At 36.4% G+C, this 22017-nt stretch carries 16 protein-coding genes and 1 pseudogene; 3 read left to right on the plus strand and 14 right to left on the minus strand.

Annotation, left to right across the window (positions count from 1 at the left end; all coding sequences use genetic code 11):
* Positions 1–205: 205 nt before the first annotated feature.
* Together rplM and rpsI are read left to right on the plus strand one after the other, a co-directional pair.
* Positions 206–670, plus strand: a complete 465-nt coding sequence (gene rplM / locus PVV57_RS06615; RefSeq protein WP_273717708.1) for a 50S ribosomal protein L13 — start codon at positions 206–208, stop codon at positions 668–670.
* Positions 671–672: 2 nt separating this feature from the next.
* On the plus strand, positions 673–1158 hold the full coding sequence (rpsI, locus tag PVV57_RS06620; RefSeq protein ID WP_273717709.1) for a 30S ribosomal protein S9: 486 nt from the start codon (positions 673–675) through the stop codon (positions 1156–1158).
* 330 nt (positions 1159–1488) lie between these two features.
* Here the strand turns inward: rpsI and PVV57_RS06625 are convergent, their stop codons facing one another.
* The 6 genes and pseudogenes from PVV57_RS06625 to PVV57_RS06650 all read right to left on the minus strand — a co-directional run bounded on the left by PVV57_RS06625 (position 1489) and on the right by PVV57_RS06650 (position 9643).
* Positions 1489–1854: a response regulator gene (locus PVV57_RS06625; protein WP_005773308.1), complete on the minus strand. Its 366-nt coding sequence runs from the start codon at positions 1852–1854 to the stop codon at positions 1489–1491.
* Between the two features lie 530 nt (positions 1855–2384).
* On the minus strand, positions 2385–2747 hold the full coding sequence (locus PVV57_RS06630; RefSeq protein WP_273717710.1) for a hypothetical protein: 363 nt from the start codon (positions 2745–2747) through the stop codon (positions 2385–2387).
* Between the two features lie 2579 nt (positions 2748–5326).
* Positions 5327–6107, minus strand: a pseudogene (locus tag PVV57_RS06635) (ABC-2 family transporter protein).
* On the minus strand, positions 6091–6825 hold the full coding sequence (locus PVV57_RS06640; RefSeq protein ID WP_273717712.1) for an ABC-2 family transporter protein: 735 nt from the start codon (positions 6823–6825) through the stop codon (positions 6091–6093). Before PVV57_RS06640 ends, PVV57_RS06635 begins: the two are co-directional and overlap by 17 nt.
* Before the next feature lie 64 nt (positions 6826–6889).
* On the minus strand, positions 6890–7909 hold the full coding sequence (locus PVV57_RS06645; protein WP_273717713.1) for an ATP-binding cassette domain-containing protein: 1020 nt from the start codon (positions 7907–7909) through the stop codon (positions 6890–6892).
* A gap of 750 nt (positions 7910–8659) precedes the next feature.
* Positions 8660–9643 (minus strand): RluA family pseudouridine synthase, encoded by a 984-nt coding sequence (locus tag PVV57_RS06650; RefSeq protein WP_273717714.1) that lies wholly within the window; start codon positions 9641–9643, stop codon positions 8660–8662.
* A 236-nt stretch (positions 9644–9879) separates the two neighbouring features.
* Here PVV57_RS06650 and PVV57_RS06655 point away from each other — a divergent pair, with 236 nt between their 5' ends.
* Positions 9880–11667 carry a glucan ABC transporter ATP-binding protein/ permease gene (locus tag PVV57_RS06655; RefSeq protein ID WP_273717715.1) on the plus strand — a complete coding sequence of 596 codons (1788 nt, stop codon included), beginning with the start codon at positions 9880–9882 and terminating at the stop codon, positions 11665–11667.
* Positions 11668–12156: 489 nt separating this feature from the next.
* Here PVV57_RS06655 and alaS read toward each other — a convergent pair whose 3' ends face one another.
* The 8 genes from alaS to rpsK all read right to left on the minus strand — a co-directional run bounded on the left by alaS (position 12157) and on the right by rpsK (position 22005).
* A complete protein-coding gene (gene alaS / locus PVV57_RS06660) occupies positions 12157–14823 on the minus strand; it encodes an alanine--tRNA ligase (protein ID WP_273717716.1) in 2667 nt (888 codons plus the stop codon).
* A gap of 208 nt (positions 14824–15031) precedes the next feature.
* Positions 15032–16075, minus strand: coding sequence for a recombinase RecA (gene recA, locus PVV57_RS06665; RefSeq protein ID WP_273717717.1), 1044 nt, complete (start codon positions 16073–16075; stop codon positions 15032–15034).
* 372 nt (positions 16076–16447) lie between these two features.
* A complete protein-coding gene (locus PVV57_RS06670) occupies positions 16448–16633 on the minus strand; it encodes a hypothetical protein (protein WP_273717718.1) in 186 nt (61 codons plus the stop codon).
* Positions 16634–17064: 431 nt separating this feature from the next.
* Entirely contained in the window at positions 17065–18384 is a 1320-nt protein-coding gene (locus PVV57_RS06675) for a replication-associated recombination protein A (RefSeq protein ID WP_273717719.1), read from the minus strand.
* Between the two features lie 8 nt (positions 18385–18392).
* The gene (locus tag PVV57_RS06680) at positions 18393–19787 is read right to left on the minus strand and encodes a DegQ family serine endoprotease (protein ID WP_273717720.1); all 1395 of its coding nucleotides are present in this window, start codon (positions 19785–19787) and stop codon (positions 18393–18395) included.
* 267 nt (positions 19788–20054) lie between these two features.
* Positions 20055–20483, minus strand: coding sequence for a 50S ribosomal protein L17 (gene rplQ, locus PVV57_RS06685; RefSeq protein ID WP_273717721.1), 429 nt, complete (start codon positions 20481–20483; stop codon positions 20055–20057).
* 24 nt (positions 20484–20507) lie between these two features.
* Positions 20508–21521: a DNA-directed RNA polymerase subunit alpha gene (locus PVV57_RS06690; protein ID WP_273783706.1), complete on the minus strand. Its 1014-nt coding sequence runs from the start codon at positions 21519–21521 to the stop codon at positions 20508–20510.
* Positions 21522–21615: 94 nt separating this feature from the next.
* Positions 21616–22005, minus strand: a complete 390-nt coding sequence (gene rpsK, locus PVV57_RS06695; RefSeq protein ID WP_005773294.1) for a 30S ribosomal protein S11 — start codon at positions 22003–22005, stop codon at positions 21616–21618.
* Positions 22006–22017: the final 12 nt, after the last annotated feature.

Here is a 22017-nt window from a genome sequence, read left to right on the forward strand (position 1 = left end):
TCCATAAAATTATTTTAATAAGGTATTATAATACCTCAATCATAAAGTGCTGTTTTATAAAGTTTTTATTTTCTCTTGACGTCAATCAAAAGACATTATATCAGAGCAACAAGTATGTGTTAAATATTTCGCTGTGCTAACAATCTTCAACGCAAACAATGAAAATGCCCTCATGCTACAGGGGCTTTAATTAAAGGATACTTCTATGGCAACTTTTTCACAAAAGCCAACTGAAGTGGTGAAAAAATGGGTTATTATTGACGCAGAAAACCTTGTTTTAGGTCGTCTTGCCACATTTGTTGCAAACCGCTTACGTGGCAAACATAAAGCTACATTTACACCACATGTTGATGATGGTGACAACGTTATTGTCATCAATGCCGATAAAATAGCTCTGACCGGTAAAAAATATACAGATAAAACATATTATTGGCATACCGGCTATATTGGTGGAATCAAACAACGTACAGCACGTCAGCTTCTTGAAGGGCGTTTTCCCGAACGCGTTGTTGAAAAAGCTGTAGAACGCATGATTCCGCGTGGCCCCCTTGGTCGCCGTCAATTGAAGAATCTCCGTGTTTATGCTGGAAGCCAACATCCGCATGAAGCACAACAGCCCGAGTCTCTTGACGTTGGCGCTTTAAACCGCAAAAACAAAAGGATTGCTTGATTATGGCTGAAATTAATTCTCTTTCTGAACTTAGCATGGTAACAAATATTACAGAGCTCCATGAAAATGTTGTTCCTGTCCACGTGCAGAAGCTTGATTCTCAAGGACGTGCCTATGCAACAGGAAAACGAAAAGATGCTGTTGCTCGCGTGTGGATTAAACCGGGCTCTGGAAAAATTATCATTAATAACAAGGAATTTGACAAATATTTCGCGCGTCCCGTTCTAAGAATGATTCTTCGTCAACCAATTGTTGCAACAAATAGGGATAGCCAATTTGATATTATTGCAACCGTTGCAGGTGGTGGTCTTTCTGGACAAGCTGGTGCGGTACGCCATGGTATTTCCAAAGCTTTAACCTATTACGAACCAGAACTCCGACCAATTTTGAAAAAAGGGGGATTTCTTACCCGCGATAGCCGTGTTGTTGAACGTAAAAAATACGGTAAAGCAAAAGCGCGTCGTTCTTTCCAATTTTCAAAACGTTAATTTCAATTTTTATGCAATATATAGGGCCCCGTTTTCATCGGGGCTTTTTTCATCTTGCTAAATTTTTACCCTGCTAAAACAGACTTTTAGATGAATGTAGGAACAAATTTATACCGATTAGAAAAAACAAAAATGCAAAACAGCTGTTTCTCTTAAGAGAAAAACTAAGAAAAATAGACCAAAAAAAATTCAAAACTTTCGTGTCAATTTTAAAAGTCTGTTTTACTAACTTGAATATATCCACATGCTAAAGCACAAAAATATTTGTGTGATAACTTTAGCAATCTTATAGCTTTTCAATGTCTTTTTCTATCATCATTTAACAAAGCTTCAGTCCACAAAATGTTTTACCATTGTAATAAAATGAGGGACAGAAATAGGCTTTGACATATATTCTTCACATCCACTGGCACGAATTCGTTCCTCGTCCCCCTTCATAGCAAAAGCTGTTACAGCAACAACGGGGATTGATCGAAGTTCTTCATCCTCTTTTAATTGTTTAATAACATCTATTCCAGAGACTTCTGGCAACTGGATATCCACAAGGATAAGAGATGGCATCGATGAACGCGCCAAATCTAATGCCATAAGACCATTACGTGTTTCAACGGTTTCATAGCCACTTGCTTCTACAAGATCACGGAATAACTTCATATTAAGCTCATTATCTTCCACGATCATGACTTTTTTTGACATTCGTATAACTCCATCCTTCTCAGATAAAATAGAGAAATAGAAATGAATCCACATTCTCTTTGTCTTAAGATAAAATGATAAAAAAAATTGTAAACCACAAAGAGATGAACAGCCTCTAATAAAAGCATTTTTTGCAAATCTTTGTAAGACGCATCACTGTGCTTTTTCGGTTCATCAGAATAAAATCCACAATACCCATAAGATTATATTACCCTATATTTTTTGACTGGATACGCACAGTTCATGGGTATTTCAATTAAAGCATATGTATTTTCATCATAAAAAAAATATCAAGTACAAACTTAGTTCAACTGCGTATTTTGAAGAGAAAAAATTTAATTAACTTTAAAAAGCAGCTAATTATTTAAATTTAATCCCCCTACACTGCCATTCCGCCCGCAACAATATCTTAATGATATAAAAGAATAAATTTATCAATATTATTAAAAGTAAAAAATAAATAAACCGTGCTTAAATATCACGGTTTATTTAATATAAAACATTCAATAATAGGAATAATTTAAACTTCATCAAGGATTAAGAGCCCATGCACTATGAGTAACAGCATCGAACGTTCTTCCACCTGTCGCTCTTCTAGGACTTGGCGGCTTTCTAGTAAAGAAATATACAAGATATGCAATTAAACCAAAAATCGCTGCCTCCATCCCCATTAAAGCCGCAACCTTGTGGACATTTTTTTCAGCACCTTGTCCTCCAAATTGGCTAATAATCATATTAACAGCTTTAGTAACTCCATTTTCTTGTGTCATTACAGAAATGAAACCAGTATTTTGAAACCTACCATTTAAAGAATCAGCATTAGCACAAAAAACCTGCGAAAAGAAAATAGCCATTGCAACGACATACACTATACAATGATTAAATATTTTCATCATAACCACCTATATAATATTTAATAAAATAAATTTTATTTATTGTCCCTCTAAACAAAAAACATCGCATCATCTATCAATAACGTCTATCTATCTTCTGAAAAGAAGAATATAACACAAAATTTTAATTAATAATTTTATTTTAATTATCATTTTATGTTATACAATATTTAAAATTAATACAATACATATTAAATTTAAATTGTCAATTACTTGATATGTATTTTTAAATTGTATAATTTAGCTAAAACTAAATAATTATTTTATTGTTTTTATTATATTTTTTCTTTAATTCATAAATATTATAATATAAAAATATTACAGTGTTGTTTTTTAGTTACACATAATGTTTTTTATTTTTATATAATGTAGTAAGATAAACATATTTATTTAAATATTATAACAAAATATTTTTTTCTTATTATAGATTGAGGAGAAATAGCTAAGCGAGTAAAAATGAGCGTAAGCACAAGCTTAGATCTTTGATTGAAAAAGCTAGAGATAAGATATGACATTGATGGATGTGCCAACTTTAATCCATAAAGAAGCCATTACACATTTCAATGATCTTACAGCCATTTGTTTCTACAGAATCGCGGAATAACTTCCGTTTAAATTCGTTATCTTCCACAATTATAGCTTTTTGACATTAATATAACTTTAAGCTTTTAAGATAAAATAGAAAAATAATAATGAATACGCACTCTCTCTACCCAAAATAAAATGATAAAAATGTAAACCATAAAAGTCTCAACAACACCGAATAAAATTATTTTGTCGCAAATATTTGTAATGCCCTGTATTATATTTCTTCAGTTTATAAAAATGAAATCCACCATAGCCGTAAAATTTTTATCGTATATTTTTTAGATGAATATATAAAATTCGTGGATATCGAATGATATCCATATTTTCATCGCTATCAATCACAAAATTTAACTCAAATGCGCATTTTGAAGAGAAAAAAACTACGTAACTTTGATACGCATAGATTTTTTTGATCTATAAACAATCGGTAGTTTATATGCCCAATCAAAAATTTATTTTTGTGATCTTATATTTTCTCAATCGTTTTTTGTTATACATCAATACGAGCTATGCAATAACAAATCAAAATAGAACTTACCTATGAATTTAAACAAAACTTTAGAATAGACCATACATGCTATTAATGCATTGTTAAATGCAAAAGCATTCACAACACTAGACAATAAAAGATTCATTATAAATGTTAATATCGCTACAGCATTGATTTTTTCTGCTTTATATAATTTTTAAAAAATTTGGTAAGAAAATGTGAATGATACACAAAAAAGTTTTCAATCTCCATATCACAAATCACATTGTTTTTATCACTGTTAATCACAAACATATGATCGTTATCTGTTATTTTACAACATCAAATGAACGCATTATTTTTGTTTATTGAAAAAGAAGCTGTCTAGATTTATTTTTCTCTTTATTTCTTTAGACAAAATTAAAAACATAATTTTATTAATAGCATATCTCATAAGCTCTATAGAAAGAGCATTAACTAAATATATAATTATAAATTTAATATAATAATAACTAATCATATAACAGATAATATCACTATAAATATAAAATATAATTTTACGAATGATAATAACTTTTTCTTAGTTTCTATTTTACTGAAACCTTTAGATTCATAGTACAATATAAATGAATATATGATAGTAATAACAATAAGTATTGAATGCAGTGCTTTTATAATAAATTTAACAAAATACATCCACATCAATAATATCCACCATAACAATTAGAAACTAAAATGCTCAAATAATATAAATAAATACAATTTATTTTTAACGTATAAATTTATCATTTCAAGTATTTTAAAGTTAATAATAAAATATATTCATATATAATACTTTAATATTGAGACATTAATCTCTCTTTCGCTTACAAAAATCATAATATAAAATGAGTCATGCATACGAAAAATTAGAACTTTTCTTTTGATTTACAAAAAACACTAGAAATATATTACCTTATTGAACTCAAGCTAGTTGCTATTGTTTTGTGCTTTCTGGCTTAGTAAGCTCTGTTATTTTTCAGGCGATTATCGACCGCATCTTGCCCTTTCTATCGGGCGGCTTAGAAACTTTACTCAGTCAATTTTCTTATTATTTAAGAAAAAAATCACAACATAACAATATATTGCACGAATAAAATCCGCACGAATAACCACATTCTACCCATGTAAAAATCACCCGTCTTTGACAATTTTTTAGTAACATAACCGCAACAAGAACAAATCCAGCCGTATTATGAAGTAATCTTGACATCATCTTATCATTGGTTTTTGTCATCAAGCTGCCATCTAAACTCAAACCAAAATTGATCTAAAACCAAGCAATTCAACTCTCTGATTTCTTTTATAAATTCTTTGCTCGCAGCTATGAAACACAGCCGATCTTACGCGTCAATATATCTAACAAAAAGCCTCATGTGCAAATTTCATATGCCTTATATCGCCGGCATAAATAACGATAATTTATGGCACAATAGAATTATTCACTCAATTTTTTATTTTTATAATCAGGCTAACGTTCATCTCATCCCCCTAATCCATTAAATTGACGAATTGTTTTCTTATAACTTATAAAAGTCATAGCAATGGAAAGAAAAGCGCTCAACAGAAGATATCCAATATTCCATTCGCCTTTACCAAGCAACAGGGACACAGGCAAAGAAGCAGAAAAAGCCATGGGAAGCATAAACAAAAGCCATTTTACAAGATTTAAAGGATAAATTCCTATTGGGACAAATGAAAGCTCGTAAATCATTTCATGAAAATATTCGACTGGCATCTTACGACTGGTAACAAATGTTACAAAATTAAACATCATGAAAAAACAAATATTGACGATAAAAACACAAAATATTGCAACAATAAAAGAGATCCATCTAAGCTTAAGATCAGACATATCCGGTAATGATACGAATAAATAGGCACTCACATACAGAACAAATAGCTTGATCAGATTAAGTGGTTTACACCAACCAAACAACATCAACAACCAAATTGAAACAGGCTTTATCAAGTATGGCTCAATTTTACCATCCGCTACTTTTTCAAAAAACGTTTCAATAGAATGAGTAAAAATATTCACCAAGTAAAACAAACACCACAAAGATAAGATGAATCTCATCTCTGCTATAGTTACCAATTCTTCCTGAAAAAGAAGATATTCTATCAATAAATATGAATTGAATAAAATAATAGCACAAAGAAAGAATAAACTCCCCAGCCAAATTCTTACCGTAAACAATTTGTCGGCAGATATTCAAGTTGATAAAATGAAAGATTATTTTCATCTCAGCCACCTGCTCCATTATAAGCTTTCATTCCTTTATTCCAAACAATATGAATTAAGAATAAAAGACACAAAATATAAGCAAAACTTCCGAAAATAAACTGCTGAAACACCGCTAAATTTTGTGTCGAGAAAAATTCGGCAGGCGCTGATATCATAAAACGATAAGGATTAAATTGCATGAGCGGAATAAGCCACACCGGCCAAAAAGATGGTGGTAAAAGAACACCCCCAAGAAGCGCCGAACTGAGAATACTCAATGAAAGTAATATATTGTACTCAATCACCCAAAAACTTAATAAGGCAATTCCAAAAGAAAGTAAAAAACAAAGCAATTGTGATAGAATAACAACCAGAAAAAAGAACAGAAAAGCGATAATCAATCCAAAAATATTTTCATAAGATAAAACAAGCTTTACAACAAAAAGAGCCAACAACGGGATGCTATATAATACGCTCTCACCCAAAAAGGTAAAAAGCATTTGTGTCATATATTGGAATGGCTTTGTAAGATATACTTCTAATTGACCTTCTTTAACGTGATGAGAAAAAAACTTAATCACATTATAACCGTTATTTAAGCGTCCTAAGACTAAAGCAAATGCGTAATAATACATCATATCATAAAAGCTAAAGCCATTTATGGTGTTGACCGTATCAGAAAAAAGTGCATTCCATAATAGAAGTTGAATAATAAATGGCGAAAGTGTCCCAATAACAATATCCGTAAAAAACATGGCTCTATCACTTAGAACAGTGAGTAATCCATTCCTTGCATAGAAAAATATGCCAAAGCAATGATTAAGTAAATTCTTTAAATTTAACACGGAGCATCTCTTCAAGTGAGGGAGTAGACACAGAGAATGTACCATTGAATTGAGTTGTCATTTCCCGTATGAAATATGAATAATCTCCACGGGACAACGAAATCTCCAGTGAGCATTCTTCATTGTTCAGTTTTTTATCTTTTAAAGGCGCAGACAATTTTAACGAAAGTTCATCCATTCTCTTTACAGCAGCAGAAAGCGCTTGCAAATGTTTACAAAAAAATGTCACGCGCACCAAAGAAGGAAGCATATTTTTAAAGGTATTAAGATCACCGTAAAATTGTTTTTTTCCTTTATGCAATAGAAGAATATCATCAACGTAGCCATCAATATCCCCCATATCATGACTTGTGATGATGTATCCCATACCTCGCTCTTTTTTGAGTTTTGTAAGCAGTTCCCTGATTTCGTGCTTAGAAGTAATATCAAGACCAATACTTGGCTCATCTAGGAACAACAATTTAGGTCTAAACGATAAATTAAAAGCCAATTCACTTTTGACCCTCTCACCCAAACTCAACATCCGTACTGGCTTATCCATGATCGGCTCAAGTCCTAGCAATTCTGTAATCTCTTTAAGATCGCGGATAAAAGAGGCCCGTTCAAGACCATATAATGGTTGAATCATATCCAGACTGTAACGTAGTGGTAAATCCCACCATAAACAACTCTTATGACCAAAGACCACACCCAACTGCTTAAACAGATCTTTCTTAGTTTTATAGGGATTAGATCCTAGGACTTTAACACTCCCCTTATCAACGGCTTGTATACCAGAAAGTATTTTAATCAGTGTCGATTTACCTGCCCCATTCGCTCCAAGGATAGCAAGAGATTGTCCTGAAAATAGAGTAAAACTGATATCTTTCAGCACATGATAATTTGTATATACTGGCTTAAAGAGAGAAAGAATTTTGTTTGTAACACCAGTTCCTCTGTCTATGCTGCAGTATATTTTTGAGACGTTATTAACATCAATCAATAATGATCCCATCAGTCTTCCTCATTTCAACTTAGCCCCTCTTGGAACATTCCTATAATCTCTGAATATTTGTTTTTGTTCACTGTTAAAATCCCCCTTTCCTTAGAGCAATAAAGCGCACCTGACACTTTAATCACCAATTTTTAGTATGGCATCTTCAATGAAGCATTAAGCTACTAAAAACTTGTTTCTTCTTTTGTGAAAGATAATCTTTCGAATAAATTCAGATAAATGAAATAAGTAAAAGAATAATTGGTCATTGAAGGAGCACTTTACTCATAAATTCTCATTGTGTAGACAAAGATATAAACCATAAATCTATAATAAGTATTCACACCACACAGATAACAGAACAAACCTGCTTGAAAACAAGAATTTTTTTGAGATGCTGCTCCCTTAAGAATTCCTGTAAAAGGATTCAATTATTCTCTATAAAAAAATTAAAAATCGCCTTTACACATTTCAATAAACGTCTTCACATTTTATCTCATTCATCTTCCTCAACAGACACCTCTCCCCAATATACAACCCCTACAGATAATTCAAAGGAATACCTTCATAAGCTTAAATTATTAAAGATACACCCTATCTAGAAATAACAATACAATCAATATGGATAAAGAACTGTAGAAAAAAATGCATCATGCAAAAACACCATTTTCTCATAGCGATTACTAAAGCTCTCTTCTAATGATGCCCTATCCATCTTATCAAATTTATAGACAAAATTTTTATCAATCAAAAAAACACAAATGAAGTTTTTTATTCTGTTTCAGCATCATGCTCATTAAAAGACAAAAGGTTAAAACTTTGGGCCATATGGGGTGGTAAAGGTGCAACAATATCCAATATGCCTCCTGAAGGATGAGGAATACGAATACGACGTGCATGAAGGTGAAGGCGGTTTTGAATTCCTCCTGGTAATGTCCAATTACTATCAGAAAAAAAATACTTTGAATCGCCGATGATAGGATGATCCATATGGGCAGCATGCACACGGAGCTGATGTGTTCTCCCCGTATAAGGTTCCATTTCAAGCCACGAAAGAGCTCGCCCACGCGTATCCAAAACGCGATAGTAAGAAACCGCATGATGGGAATCTGTCTCACCATGATCACAAACACGCATTTTGTCACCTTGTGCTGTCACCTCCTTAACCATCCACGTTGAAATTTTGTCCTGCTTTTTTTTAGGAACGCCCCGAACCAACGCCCAATAAGTCTTTTTTGTTTCTCGCTCTCTAAAAGCAGCTGTTAAGGCCTGAGCAGCTCCCCTTGAGCGCGCAACAATAAGCACACCTGATGTTTCACGATCAAGACGATGAACCAAACGCGGCTTTTCACCTTTTTTATTGCGCCATACCTCAAGCATACTGTCTATATGACGTGTTAAACCAGATCCACCTTGTACAGCGAGACCTGCTGGTTTGTTAAAAACAAAGACCTTTGGATCTTCATAAAGCAGCATTTTTTTCAAAATGCTCCCATCATCCTGCCCACGAAGTGTTTTATCCGTTATTGGAAGACGTATCGTGTCATCAAGAGGGAGAGGTGGAACACGAACAGACTGCCCCATACAAAGACGCATATCGGCTTTAACACGCCCACCATCAACCCGTATCTGACCAGAACGCAACAATTTTTGCAAAGCTCCAAACCCAAGTCCTGGATAATGCACTTTAAACCAACGGTCTAAGCGCATTCCATTTTCATCTGTCTCAACCTTTTTTATTTCTACGCCTGCCATGAAAGTTCCCTTACCTGATAATTTTCCCTACCCGATATTTTTGCCTGATAATTTTATTGATCTATTTTTGCGCCTTTATAAACACAAAAATTCATATTTTCGTTGGCTTTATCACACCATATTACAATGAGTATCCAAAATTGCCTTTTCTTAACGTTCAGATTTTATTAGCTAGAAATTCAAGATTATAAAAATCAACAGCCTTTACGCTTAACAGCGAATGGAGGTAATTAAAAGTGTCCTTATTCAAAACCTATGCACGTGTTCTCACTTACCTAAACAGAGAGAAAAATGCATCCCTTTTAATCTGTACCGCTAATGTTATGTTGGCGATTATAACTATTGCAGAACCTATTTTATTTGGACACGTTATTGACTCCATTGCAGAGAAATCAGGGATCATCCATACCCTTGCCATTTGGGTTTGTTTTGGTCTTTTCCATATTATCGCTTATGTCCTTGTAGCTCGTGGTGCAGACCGCTTAGCTCATAGACGCCGTTTAACGGTTTTAACAGAATCTTTTGAACGCATCATTGCCATGCCTTTAATTTGGCATCAACAACGCGGAACGTCTAACGCACTCCACACACTTTTACGTGCAATAGACTCCATGTCAACCATATGGCTTGATTTTATGCGCCAACATCTCTCAACGCTTGTCGCCTTATTGGTTCTCATACCCACAGCCTTTCATATGAATTGGCGTCTTTCAATAGTCTTGGTTGTACTTGCCGTTATCTATGTCTTAATTGCACGTTTAGTGATGCGAAAAACAAAAGACGGACAAGCCGCTGTAGAATGCTATCATCATAACCTTTTTAAACATGTCAGTGATTCAATCTCTAATGTTTCTATTGTACAAAGTTATAGCCGAATAAAAGAAGAAACATCCATACTGCATCAACATACAAATGCTCTACTTAAAGCACAAAATCCTGTTCTCAATTGGTGGGCACTCGCCAGTGGCTTAAATCGAATGGCTTCAACAGTTTCAATCGTTTGTGTTCTTCTCCTTGGAGCTTTTTTTGTTGCAAAAGATCAATTAAGAGTAGGTGAAGTCGTTGCTTTTGTTGGATTTGCACAACTTATGATTAGCCGTCTCGATCAAATGAGCAATTTTATTCATTGTGCAATATCCTCACAAGCAAAACTGCAAGAATTTTTTGAAATGGAAGACTCAACCTTCCCTATCAACGAACCACAAAATCTCCCTTCCCTCCCAAATGTTAAGGGTAGCATACAATTTCATCACGTTACCTATAAATTCCCAAATTCTTCTCAAGGTGTTTTTGACATTTCCTTTGAAGTGAAAGCAGGACAAACGATTGCGATTGTAGGACCAACAGGGGCTGGAAAGACAACATTAATCAATCTGTTGCAGCGCGTATATGACCCTACCTTTGGGCATATCTCCATTGATGGAATAAATATACGCTCGATCAATCGCGAATCTTTACGCCAATCTCTAGCAACAGTTTTTCAAGATGCCGGTCTTTTCAACCGTAGTATTCGTGATAATATCTCAATAGGAAAAGAAAATGCAACAAACGAAGAACTTTGTGAAGCAGCAAAAATAGCAGAAGCGCATGATTTTATTCTAAAAAAAGCCGATTGTTATAACACAATGGTGGGCGAACGAGGATCTCAACTATCAGGCGGAGAAAAACAACGCTTAGCAATTGCACGCGCTGTTTTAAAAAATGCCCCTATTCTCATTCTAGATGAAGCAACAAGTGCTCTTGATGTTGAAACAGAAGCACGTGTCAAAGAGGCTCTTGATTGCATAAGCCATAACCGCACCACTTTCATTATAGCACATCGCCTCTCAACAGTACGCAATGCTGATATGATACTCTTTCTGGAACAGGGGTACTTAATTGAAAAAGGACACTTTCAAGAATTGATCGATAAAGGAGGCCGTTTTTCTGAATTTTTAAAAGCAAGCGGTTTAACACTCACACCACCAGAAAGAGAAGGAGAAAATGAAAACATCATCCCCTTACATGAAGCCATAGCATCATAAAAATGATACTCTTCACAAATCTCATGCCCAAAAACATCTCAATGCAAAATGTTGCCAAAATGCTTTGTTCATGTAAATGAAAAAATTTCTAAGAATAGCATAATCTATTTTTAATGTGGCGAGTGCACATGGAAGAAAACAAAAAACGATAGCTTATAACTTCACAAGCTTAAAAAACTGTTATACCAATAAACCTTGCGTTATCCTCTTCACAATTCCTCTTTTGAAAAAGAATAGAGATGTTTCTTTTAAAATCAATATAATAGATACTATTCTTCATGAAAGATATGCCTCGTTTACCTCATAAACAAAAGCATGAAGCATCGCACAATCTCGCGAACGAACACTACTTTTTTATCTTTACGATTTTATCTCTCTCAATGATGCTATCTCTGCATTTCAGCAATACACCAGACAGATATTGGTGATTTTTAGACGCCAATCTAACATAAAAACGTAAAAAACACCGATAAGAAAGGTTTTTACTTTTTAAATTTTTTCCAGAAAATCTTTTAGTGCTGCAAAGGCCTCATCAGCTTTGTTTCCCTCAGGACCACCAGCCTGCGCCATATCAGGACGCCCACCTCCACCTTGACCACCAAGAACAGCTGAAAGAATACGAACAAGATCAACAGCATTGAGTTTATCCGTTAAATCATCCGTAACACCAACAACAGCACTCCCTTTTCCATCCTCCGAAACACTGATAAAAGCAACCACTCCAGACCCAATTTTCCTTTTTCCAGAATCAACGAGTGCCTTAAGATCCCGTGGTAAAATATTTTTGACAATACGCCCCATAAAAGAAAGTCCATTGATGATGGTAATATCACCTTGACCACTTTCTGTTATTTTCCCATTCAACACCATTTTCTTGCGTACATCATTCAACTCTTTTTCAAGTTTACGACGTTCATCAAGCAAACTCCTCACTCGTTCTTCTAAATCAGAAGAAGAAGTTTTTAAAAGATCAGCAATTTCACGGATACGTACATCTTGGCGACAAAGATAAAGACGCGCTGCGGCACCTGTTAAAGCTTCAATACGCCGCACTCCAGCTGAAACAGAACTTTCAGAAACAATATGAATCAAGCCAATATCGCCTGTTCTTTCCACATGTGTCCCTCCACAAAGCTCAATTGACCAATGCTTTTTTAATCCTCCCTGCTCAAGTGGCGCCCCCATAGAAACAACACGAACTTCATCCCCATATTTTTCGCCAAAGAGTGCCATTGCTCCTTCAGAAATTGCCTCATCGACAGCCATGAGGCGCGTTATCACTTTATTATTTTGCAAAACAATCTCATTGGCTAAATCTTCTATTTTTTTTAATTCTTCCAAAGAAACAGATTTTGGATGCGAAAAATCAAAACGCAACCGTTCTGGCGATACAAGAGAGCCCTTTTGAGTCACATGAGATCCCAATACTTGACGTAAAGCCTCGTGTAATAAATGGGTAGCAGAATGATTGGCGCGGATTTTTTTACGACGAACAACGTCAACGGTTAATTCTACACAATCAGAGATCTTAGCATGACCAGATTTAACTTTTCCAAGATGAATAAAAACACCATCAGCCTTTTTCTGAGTATCATGCACCTCAAAAATAAAATTTTTACCCGAAATAATACCGCTATCACCAATTTGTCCACCAGATTCACCATAAAAAGGAGTCTGATTTAACACAAGAATGGCTTTCTGCCCTGAAGAAACCTCATCAACAATTTTACCATCAAACACAAGAGCTGTAAGAATACCTTTAGCTTTTTCTGTTTCATACCCTAAAAATTCTGTACCCCCTACCTGATCACGAACAGAAAACCAAATTGTCTCCGTGACAGCTTCTCCAGAACCCAACCAATGAGCACGGGCTTCCTCTTTCTGGCGTTCCATCGCTTTATCAAAGGCATCAACATCAACAGATATTCCGCGACGCCGAAGCACATCCTGCGTTAAATCAAGTGGAAAACCATAGGTATCATAAAGCTTGAAAGCAATTTCACCATTTAAATGATCCCCTTCCTTAAGCTGGGCACTTTCTTCATTTAACAAACCCAGTCCTCGTTCAAGCGTTTTACGAAAACGTATTTCTTCTAATTTTAAAGTTTCTGTAATTAAAGATTCAGCCCGCACCAATTCAGGATAAGCTTGTCCCATTTCGCGAATGAGAGCAGGCAAAAGCTGCCACATTAAAGGTTCTTTAACACCAAGAAGATGTGCATGACGCATAGCACGACGCATAACGCGACGTAAAACATATCCTCTTCCTTCATTGGAAGGAAGAACACCATCCGCAATTAAAAATGCCGATGAGCGAAGATGATCAGCAATAACACGATGGCTGGCAATAAAATCACCCTTTGCCTTAATCCCTGTAAGTTCTTCTGACGCTCCAATTAATGCACGAAAAAGATCAATGTCATAATTATCATGAACACCCTGTAAAACAGCCGCGATACGCTCTAATCCCATACCGGTATCAATAGAAGGATGAGGCAAATCAACACGTTCTTCCTTAGAAAGCTGCTCATACTGCATAAAAACAAGGTTCCAAATCTCAATAAAGCGATCACCATCTTCTTCCATACTTCCAGGAGGACCACCCCAAATTTCATCACCGTGATCATAAAAAATCTCCGAACAAGGACCACAAGGACCTGTATCACCCATCGCCCAAAAATTATCAGCTGTCGCAATACGAACGATTTTCTCATCTGGAAGACCTGAGATTTTACGCCATAATTCAGCAGCAACATCATCACTCTGATAAACGGTTACCAACAATTTATCTTTTGGGAGGCAAAATTCCTTTGTTAAAAGATCCCATGATAAAAAGATGGCTTCTTCTTTGAAATAATCGCCGAAAGAAAAATTACCTAGCATTTCAAAAAATGTATGATGGCGCGCCGTATAACCAACATTATCAAGATCATTATGTTTTCCACCCGCACGAACACATTTTTGTGCCGTTGTAGCCTTTTTATAAGGAAGCTGTTCAAGTCCGGTAAAAACATTTTTAAACTGCACCATCCCTGCATTTGTAAACATAAGTGTAGGATCATTGCGTGGAACAAGTGGACTAGAAGAAAGAACTTGATGCCCATTACGATGAAAATAATCCAAAAATGTTGACCGAATATTATTAACACTATTCATATATACACCTGCAGAATACCGCATAAAACCATAAAAGAAAAATCCCCTTCATTAAATATTCTCTTTGCCACGCATGGAGTCAATTTAATCAAAGAATGGACTATTTGTTCAAAAAAATTGAGAAAAAATGGCTGTATATTAAAAAACTCAAACAAATAAAAACAGAAAAAAACTTAAATGAAAAAATTATAGACGAAAAAACGCTCTATCAAATGACTTCATCACTTTCTATATTTTCTGACCCTGCATTTTCTAACAATTCAATCGCAATCAAACCAGCATTTTGGCGCAAAGCGGCTTCAATCTCTGTAGCTATTTCCGCATGTTCACGCAAAAACTGCTTTGCATTCTCACGCCCCTGTCCTAAACGCTGAGAATTATAAGAAAACCATGCACCAGATTTTTCCACAATACCAACCTTGACACCCAAATCAATCAATTCACCTACTTTAGAAATACCTTCTCCATAAATAATATCAAACTCGACCTGTTTGAATGGAGGTGCCAGTTTATTCTTCACTACTTTAACACGCGTCTGATTACCAACGATTGCATCCCGATCTTTAATAGAGCCAATACGACGAATGTCTAAACGAACAGAAGCATAAAACTTTAAAGCGTTTCCGCCCGTTGTCGTTTCGGGAGAACCAAACATCACACCAATTTTCATGCGAATTTGATTAATAAAGACAACCATACAGTTAGAGCGAAAAATTGCTGCTGTTAATTTTCGCAACGCTTTACTCATTAACCGAGCTTGCAATCCGGGCAAAGCATCACCCATTTCACCGTCAATTTCTGCTCTCGGTGTTAAAGCAGCAACAGAATCCACAACAAGCACATCAACTGCACCAGAACGAACTAACGTCTCTGTAATTTCCAATGCTTGTTCACCGGTATCCGGTTGAGAAATGAACAAATTCTCTAAATCAACCCCAAGCTTGCGCGCATAAATAGGATCAAGCGCATGTTCAGCATCAATAAAAGCACAAATTCCTCCCCCTTTCTGGGCTTCAGCAATAGCATGTAGAGCCAATGTTGTCTTCCCAGAACTTTCTGGTCCATAGATCTCCACAATACGCCCCTTCGGTAACCCACCAATCCCCAAAGCAATATCCAAGGATAATGACCCTGTTGGGATTGTTTCAATTTCAACAACCTGCTCTTTTTGCCCAAGACGCATAATCGAGCCTTTACCAAAAGAACGTTCAATTTGAGAGAGAGCAGCATCGAGAGCTTTTGTTTTATCCACGATTATATCCTTGACCGATTCATAATAATCTAACACTTCTAAAGTGTACACTGTACTTTTAATTTAACTAAAGTCTTGAGTTTAGATGTTCACAGACTATTTCCATCTCTACCCCCACGTTATGTCTATAACATATCATGAGCATCAAAATAAAGAATTGAAACTCCTTACCTTATGACACAAAAGAAATTCTAAATAAAATAATACTCCTATAGGAGGGCAAGTTAGCACATTTATCTCTCTCTAGAAAAGCAACAATTTAAATTTCAACACAATGTTCAACCTTTCTCCTTACCCCTTTGGTTAAATCCCTAAGAGAAAAACGCTCCCCTTAATCACACAAAATACATCATCAATAAAAACGACACCCTATTACATCAAAAAACAGAACGCCTTTGTGTTGCATCTCCACGCGCTTGTTTGAAAAAGACATCTTTCAACGCTCGCCACACCCATTTCGCGACAGTGCCCGTAAATGATATACTGTAAAATCCATTGAGCACCGACATCTTTACGCTTGAAACAACCCAGCACCACCATCATGACACCACGACACACTTTCCAGCTCCCAATGTTACAAAGCCCCTCGACATTTGAAAAGATTCATAGTGTCATTTTTAGTTTTTTCTTGTACAGTTTTTATCACACGTTAATTCCGTTTGTAACGTACAAGCGAATGGTTTTGATTGATTAGGTTTGGAATAAGAGAAACATACGGTATTTGGGGTTCTCATTCAACATACAAAACAATGAAATATCAATATAAATAAATATCTTAATCGCTTAAAACCGCAAAAACAAAGCAGCTTTAAGAGTTGAATGACAGATTTCTTAAATTATGAATCCATAAAAAGATATGCGTTTCAAAAAAAGATTGCTCTACGAGCAATGCAACAAGTGTTTAAAATATAAACTAACTTGTTCATACGGTGACATGAGGGATAAAAAATTAAATCCAAAATCAATAAAAATGTGTTTTAACTCAAATTTTATTGTTGATTTTTACGCTTTTGGCGCAATTGTTTCCACCATTCAAGACGTTTCACAATTTCACGCTCAAATCCACGCTCAACTGGTTTATAATAACTCTGTCGCCCAAGTTTTTCAGGAAAATATTCTTGTCCTGAAAAAGCATCTGGTTCATCATGGTCATAACAATAACCATCTCCATACCCCTCTTCCTTCATCAATTTCGTCGGTGCATTAAGGATACGCTTAGGAGGCGGTAAAGAACCATTTTTGCGCGCACAACGCAGTGCTGCTTTATACGCAAGATATGTCGCGTTTGACTTTGGTGCAGTTGCAACATAAAGACATGCCTGTGCCAAAGCCAACTCTCCTTCTGGTGACCCCAAATAATCATAGGCATCCTTTGCCGCATTACAAATGACAAGAGCTTGAGGATCTGCCAAACCAACATCTTCAACAGCCATACGAACCAATCTTCGCCCAATATAGAGAGGATCTTCACCAGCATCCAACATACGTGCTAAATAATAAAGCGCCGCATCAGGATCAGAGCCACGAACGGATTTATGCAACGCTGAAATGAGATTATAGTGCCCATCTCGTCCTTTATCATAAATGGGTGCACGACGCTGAATAACTTTTTGCAAAGCACCAGCATCAAGAATCTCTCCCGAGCGCGCAACAGACCACACTTCCTCTGCTAATGTCAATGCTACCCGTGCATCACCATCAGACATCCCTATCAAAACGTCTCTAGCACCATCATCCAAGGGAAGAAACTTTCCTTCTACCTCTTCAGCACGCTTCAAAAGCATGTCCAAACTTTCATGATCATGAGAAAGAAATGTTAAAACCCGTGCACGCGAAAGAAGAGCAGCATTAAGTTCAAAAGAAGGATTTTCGGTCGTTGCACCAATAAGTACCACCGTACCATCTTCCATCACAGGAAGAAAACTATCCTGCTGTGCACGATTAAAGCGATGAATTTCATCAACAAAGAGAAGCGTTTTATCCCCAGACATAAAACGCCTCTGCGCAACTTCAAAAATCTTTTTAAGTTCAGCAACGCCTGTAAAAATAGCAGAAACTTGTTCAAAGGCGAAATTTGTTTCAAGTGCTAACAAACGTGCAACTGTTGTTTTTCCCGTCCCTGGAGGCCCCCAAAAAATCATCGATCCAATTGAGCCCGCTGCCACCATCCGTGAAAGCAAGCCATCTTCTCCAATTAAATGCTTTTGTCCCACAACTTCATTGAGAGAACAAGGACGCATTCTTTCTGCAAGTGGCTGATTTTTATTAACTTTAGGATCAAATGACGAAGTAAAAAAATCTTTCTCCAAAAAAAACCTCAACGAATAAATTGGCGAATATACATACCATCACGTTCATATTCCAATTGCCAAGTACGCGAACGCGTTTGCATAAGAACTTTTTTCAACTGATGAACTGTTTGAATCTTATGGCCATTTACAACACGTAAGATATCTCCGGGACGAAAAATTCCAGAAGCATTGCTCATTTCATCAAGATTGGTAATCACAACACCTTTTGCCGATATGGGAAGATGAAAACGTCGACTATTTTGCGGTGTTAAATCTAACACTTCGGCACCAGCAAGAGGACTATCACCCGTAATTTTTTCAGATTTTACAGATGTAGTTTCCGATATTGATGCAACCTTTATTTGTGTTTTTAAAGTTTTGCCACTTCGTAAATATTCTAAAGCAAGACTATGACCAACGTCAGCCGTCATCAAACGATACCCAAGACTATCTGGACTATCAACGCGCACCCCCTGCACACTCAAAATAACATCACCTACTTTCAAGCCGGCTTTTTCAGCAGGACTGTCTTTAATAACTTCAATAATAAGAGCCCCATAAGGACGTTCTAAACCTAAACCACCAGCAATATCAGGTGTAACATTTTGAAAGGATGCCCCGATATAAGGCGGCACAAAATATTTTCCACCGCGTTTAACAGTATCAAGCATCACTTTTACAAGATTAACTGGAATAGCAAAACCAATCCCTACAGAACCACCGGAACGCGAATAAATAGCTGTATTAATTCCGATTAATTGCCCCTTCATATCAATTAAAGCGCCACCAGAGTTTCCTGGATTAATGGCTGCATCTGTTTGAATAAAAAAGTCAAAGTCGGAAATCCCAACACGTGTACGCGCTTGCGCTGAAACAATACCACTTGTAACCGTTTGACCAACACCAAAAGGATTACCAATAGCCAGAACAAGATCACCAACCTCAACAGTATCAGAATCCCCCAAAGGAAGAACAGGAAACTGAGTATCTTTTGCATCAACTTCAAGAATGGCAATATCCGTTGCTTCATCTTTGAGCACGACCTTACTCTCAAACTCTCGCCCATCAGAAAAAGCCACTTTAATTTCGCTTGCATCTTTAATGACATGGTAATTTGTAACAATCAAACCACGTGCATCAACAATCACGCCTGACCCTAATGATGATTGCTTACGAACAGGAAAATTATTTTGTAAACGACCAAAAAATTGCTCAAAAAATGGATCACCCGCAAAAGGTGATCGCGCTCTAATTTGCCGTGCTGCATAAATATTTACAACAGATGGAACTGTCTTTTTAACTAAAGGAGCAAATGAAAGAGTGATTTCTTTTTCTGTCTGAGGAACATGAGCATAGATATGATCAAACGATATCAGCATCATAATCGCAAAAAAAAGCCGCACCCAAAAAGAATACCTCATAATCTACTCCTTATAAAATCAGCCTATTCTGTTGAAGATTCATAGAATTTTAAAAAAGCATCCCCGCAAATAAAGGATCTCCATTAATATTTCATAATAGAGAATAAAAACAACCCATTTAAACAATAAATATTATAAAAATCAAATAATTCAATATCCTATAATTCTCTCTCACCATCTATTTCTCAAGTAAAACAAACTTAAAAATATGTATAAAAAAACCGCCTAAGATAAGGCGGCCTTTAAAAATCCAACAAAATAAAAAACTTATGAGGACGTTCCCTTCTCATTCTCAGAAGCTTCGATACGAGCACGATCCCCAGCCCCCTTCGCTTCGACATCACGATCAACAAATTCTATAACAGCCATGGGCGCATTATCACCGGTACGAAACCCCGCTTTCATAATACGCAAATACCCACCGTTGCGTGATGCATAACGCGGCGCAAGTGTATCAAATAACTTTGCAACTTTCCCTGTATCACGAAGTGCTGCAATTGCTTGTCGACGTGCATGCAAACCACCACGCTTACCAAGAGTAACAAGTTTTTCAACAATAGGACGAATTTCTTTAGCCTTTGGAAGTGTTGTCACAATCTGCTCATGCTCGATCAACGACGTTGCCATATTTGCAAACATCGCTTTACGGTGACTGGCAGTCCGATTCAACTTGCGGCCTGACTTACTATGGCGCATAAGCCCTCTCCTTAAATTCTAATTTCAATACTGATCTTCATAACGTTTAGCAAGATCATCAATGTTTTCAGGCGGCCATGCAGGAATTTCCATTCCAAGATGCAATCCCATACATGCCAAAACTTCTTTAATCTCATTCAATGACTTACGACCAAAATTTGGTGTCCGAAGCATTTCAGATTCTGTTTTTTGAATAAGATCACCAATATAGACAATATTATCATTCTTAAGACAATTTGCCGAACGAACGGAAAGTTCTAATTCATCCACTTTTTTGAGAAGTGCAGGATTAAAGGAAAGCTCAGAATCAGCCTCCTCAACAGGCTCCTTCTGTGGCTCTTCAAAGTTAATAAATAATGATAATTGATCCTGGAGAATGCGTGCTGCAAAAGCAACAGCATCTTCTCCATTAACAGCACCATTCGTTTCAATCGTTAACGTCAATTTATCATAATCGAGAACTTGACCTTCACGCGTATTTTCCACTTTATAAGACACTTTACGAATTGGTGAATAAAGACTATCAATTGGAATAAGTCCTATGCGCCCATCATCAACACAATTACGATCCGATGGAACATACCCCTTTCCTGTGTTGACAATAAATTCCATACGAATTTCAGCATCTTCATCAAGCGTACAGATAACATGATCTGGATTAAGAATTTCCATATCCCCAACGGTATTGATATCCCCCGCTCTCACAACACCAGGCCCCTCTTTATAAACGACGAGACGCTTAGGCCCTTCTTCTTCCATACGAAGTGCAATTTCCTTTATATTCAGAATAATATCTGTAACATCCTCACGAACACCCGGAATTGATGAAAATTCATGTAAGACGCCATCAATTTGTACAGCAGTAATAGCAGCACCACGAAGCGAAGATAACAACACACGACGAAGGGCATTTCCTAGTGTTAAACCAAAGCCCCGCTCAAGAGGCTCAGCAATTACGCTTATAATATTTGGATTATCATGGGTACATGATTCAACCTTATTGGGTTTAATAAGTTCTTGCCAGTTTTTCTGGATCATATTTTTATTCCCGTTCTTTAGTTCCGTTACCATTCAATCGTAACGACCAATGTGAACATCAGAGAAATCTCCGACAACAAAAAACAACACCCAATTAAACACGCCGTCTTTTCCGCGGACGACATCCGTTATGAGGAATTGGTGTTACATCACGAATAGAAGTAATGACAAACCCAACAGATTGCAACGCACGTAGAGCAGATTCGCGCCCTGCCCCAGGACCACAAACTTCAACTTCCAAAGAACGCATACCATGTTCTTGTGCTTTTCTCGCACAATCTTCCGCAGCAACTTGAGCGGCAAAAGGTGTAGATTTACGCGCCCCTTTAAACCCTTGAGCCCCCGCAGATGACCACGCAATTGCATTTCCCTGCGCATCAGTAATCGTAATCATTGTATTATTAAATGTTGAATTGATATGCACAACACCTGATGAAATATTCTTACGTTCGCGACGACGAACACGTGTGGCTTCCTTGGCCATATTTTTCCTTTC

The sequence above is a fragment of the Bartonella sp. AU15XJBT genome (assembly GCF_028618615.1).
Taxonomy (GTDB): domain Bacteria; phylum Pseudomonadota; class Alphaproteobacteria; order Rhizobiales; family Rhizobiaceae; genus Bartonella.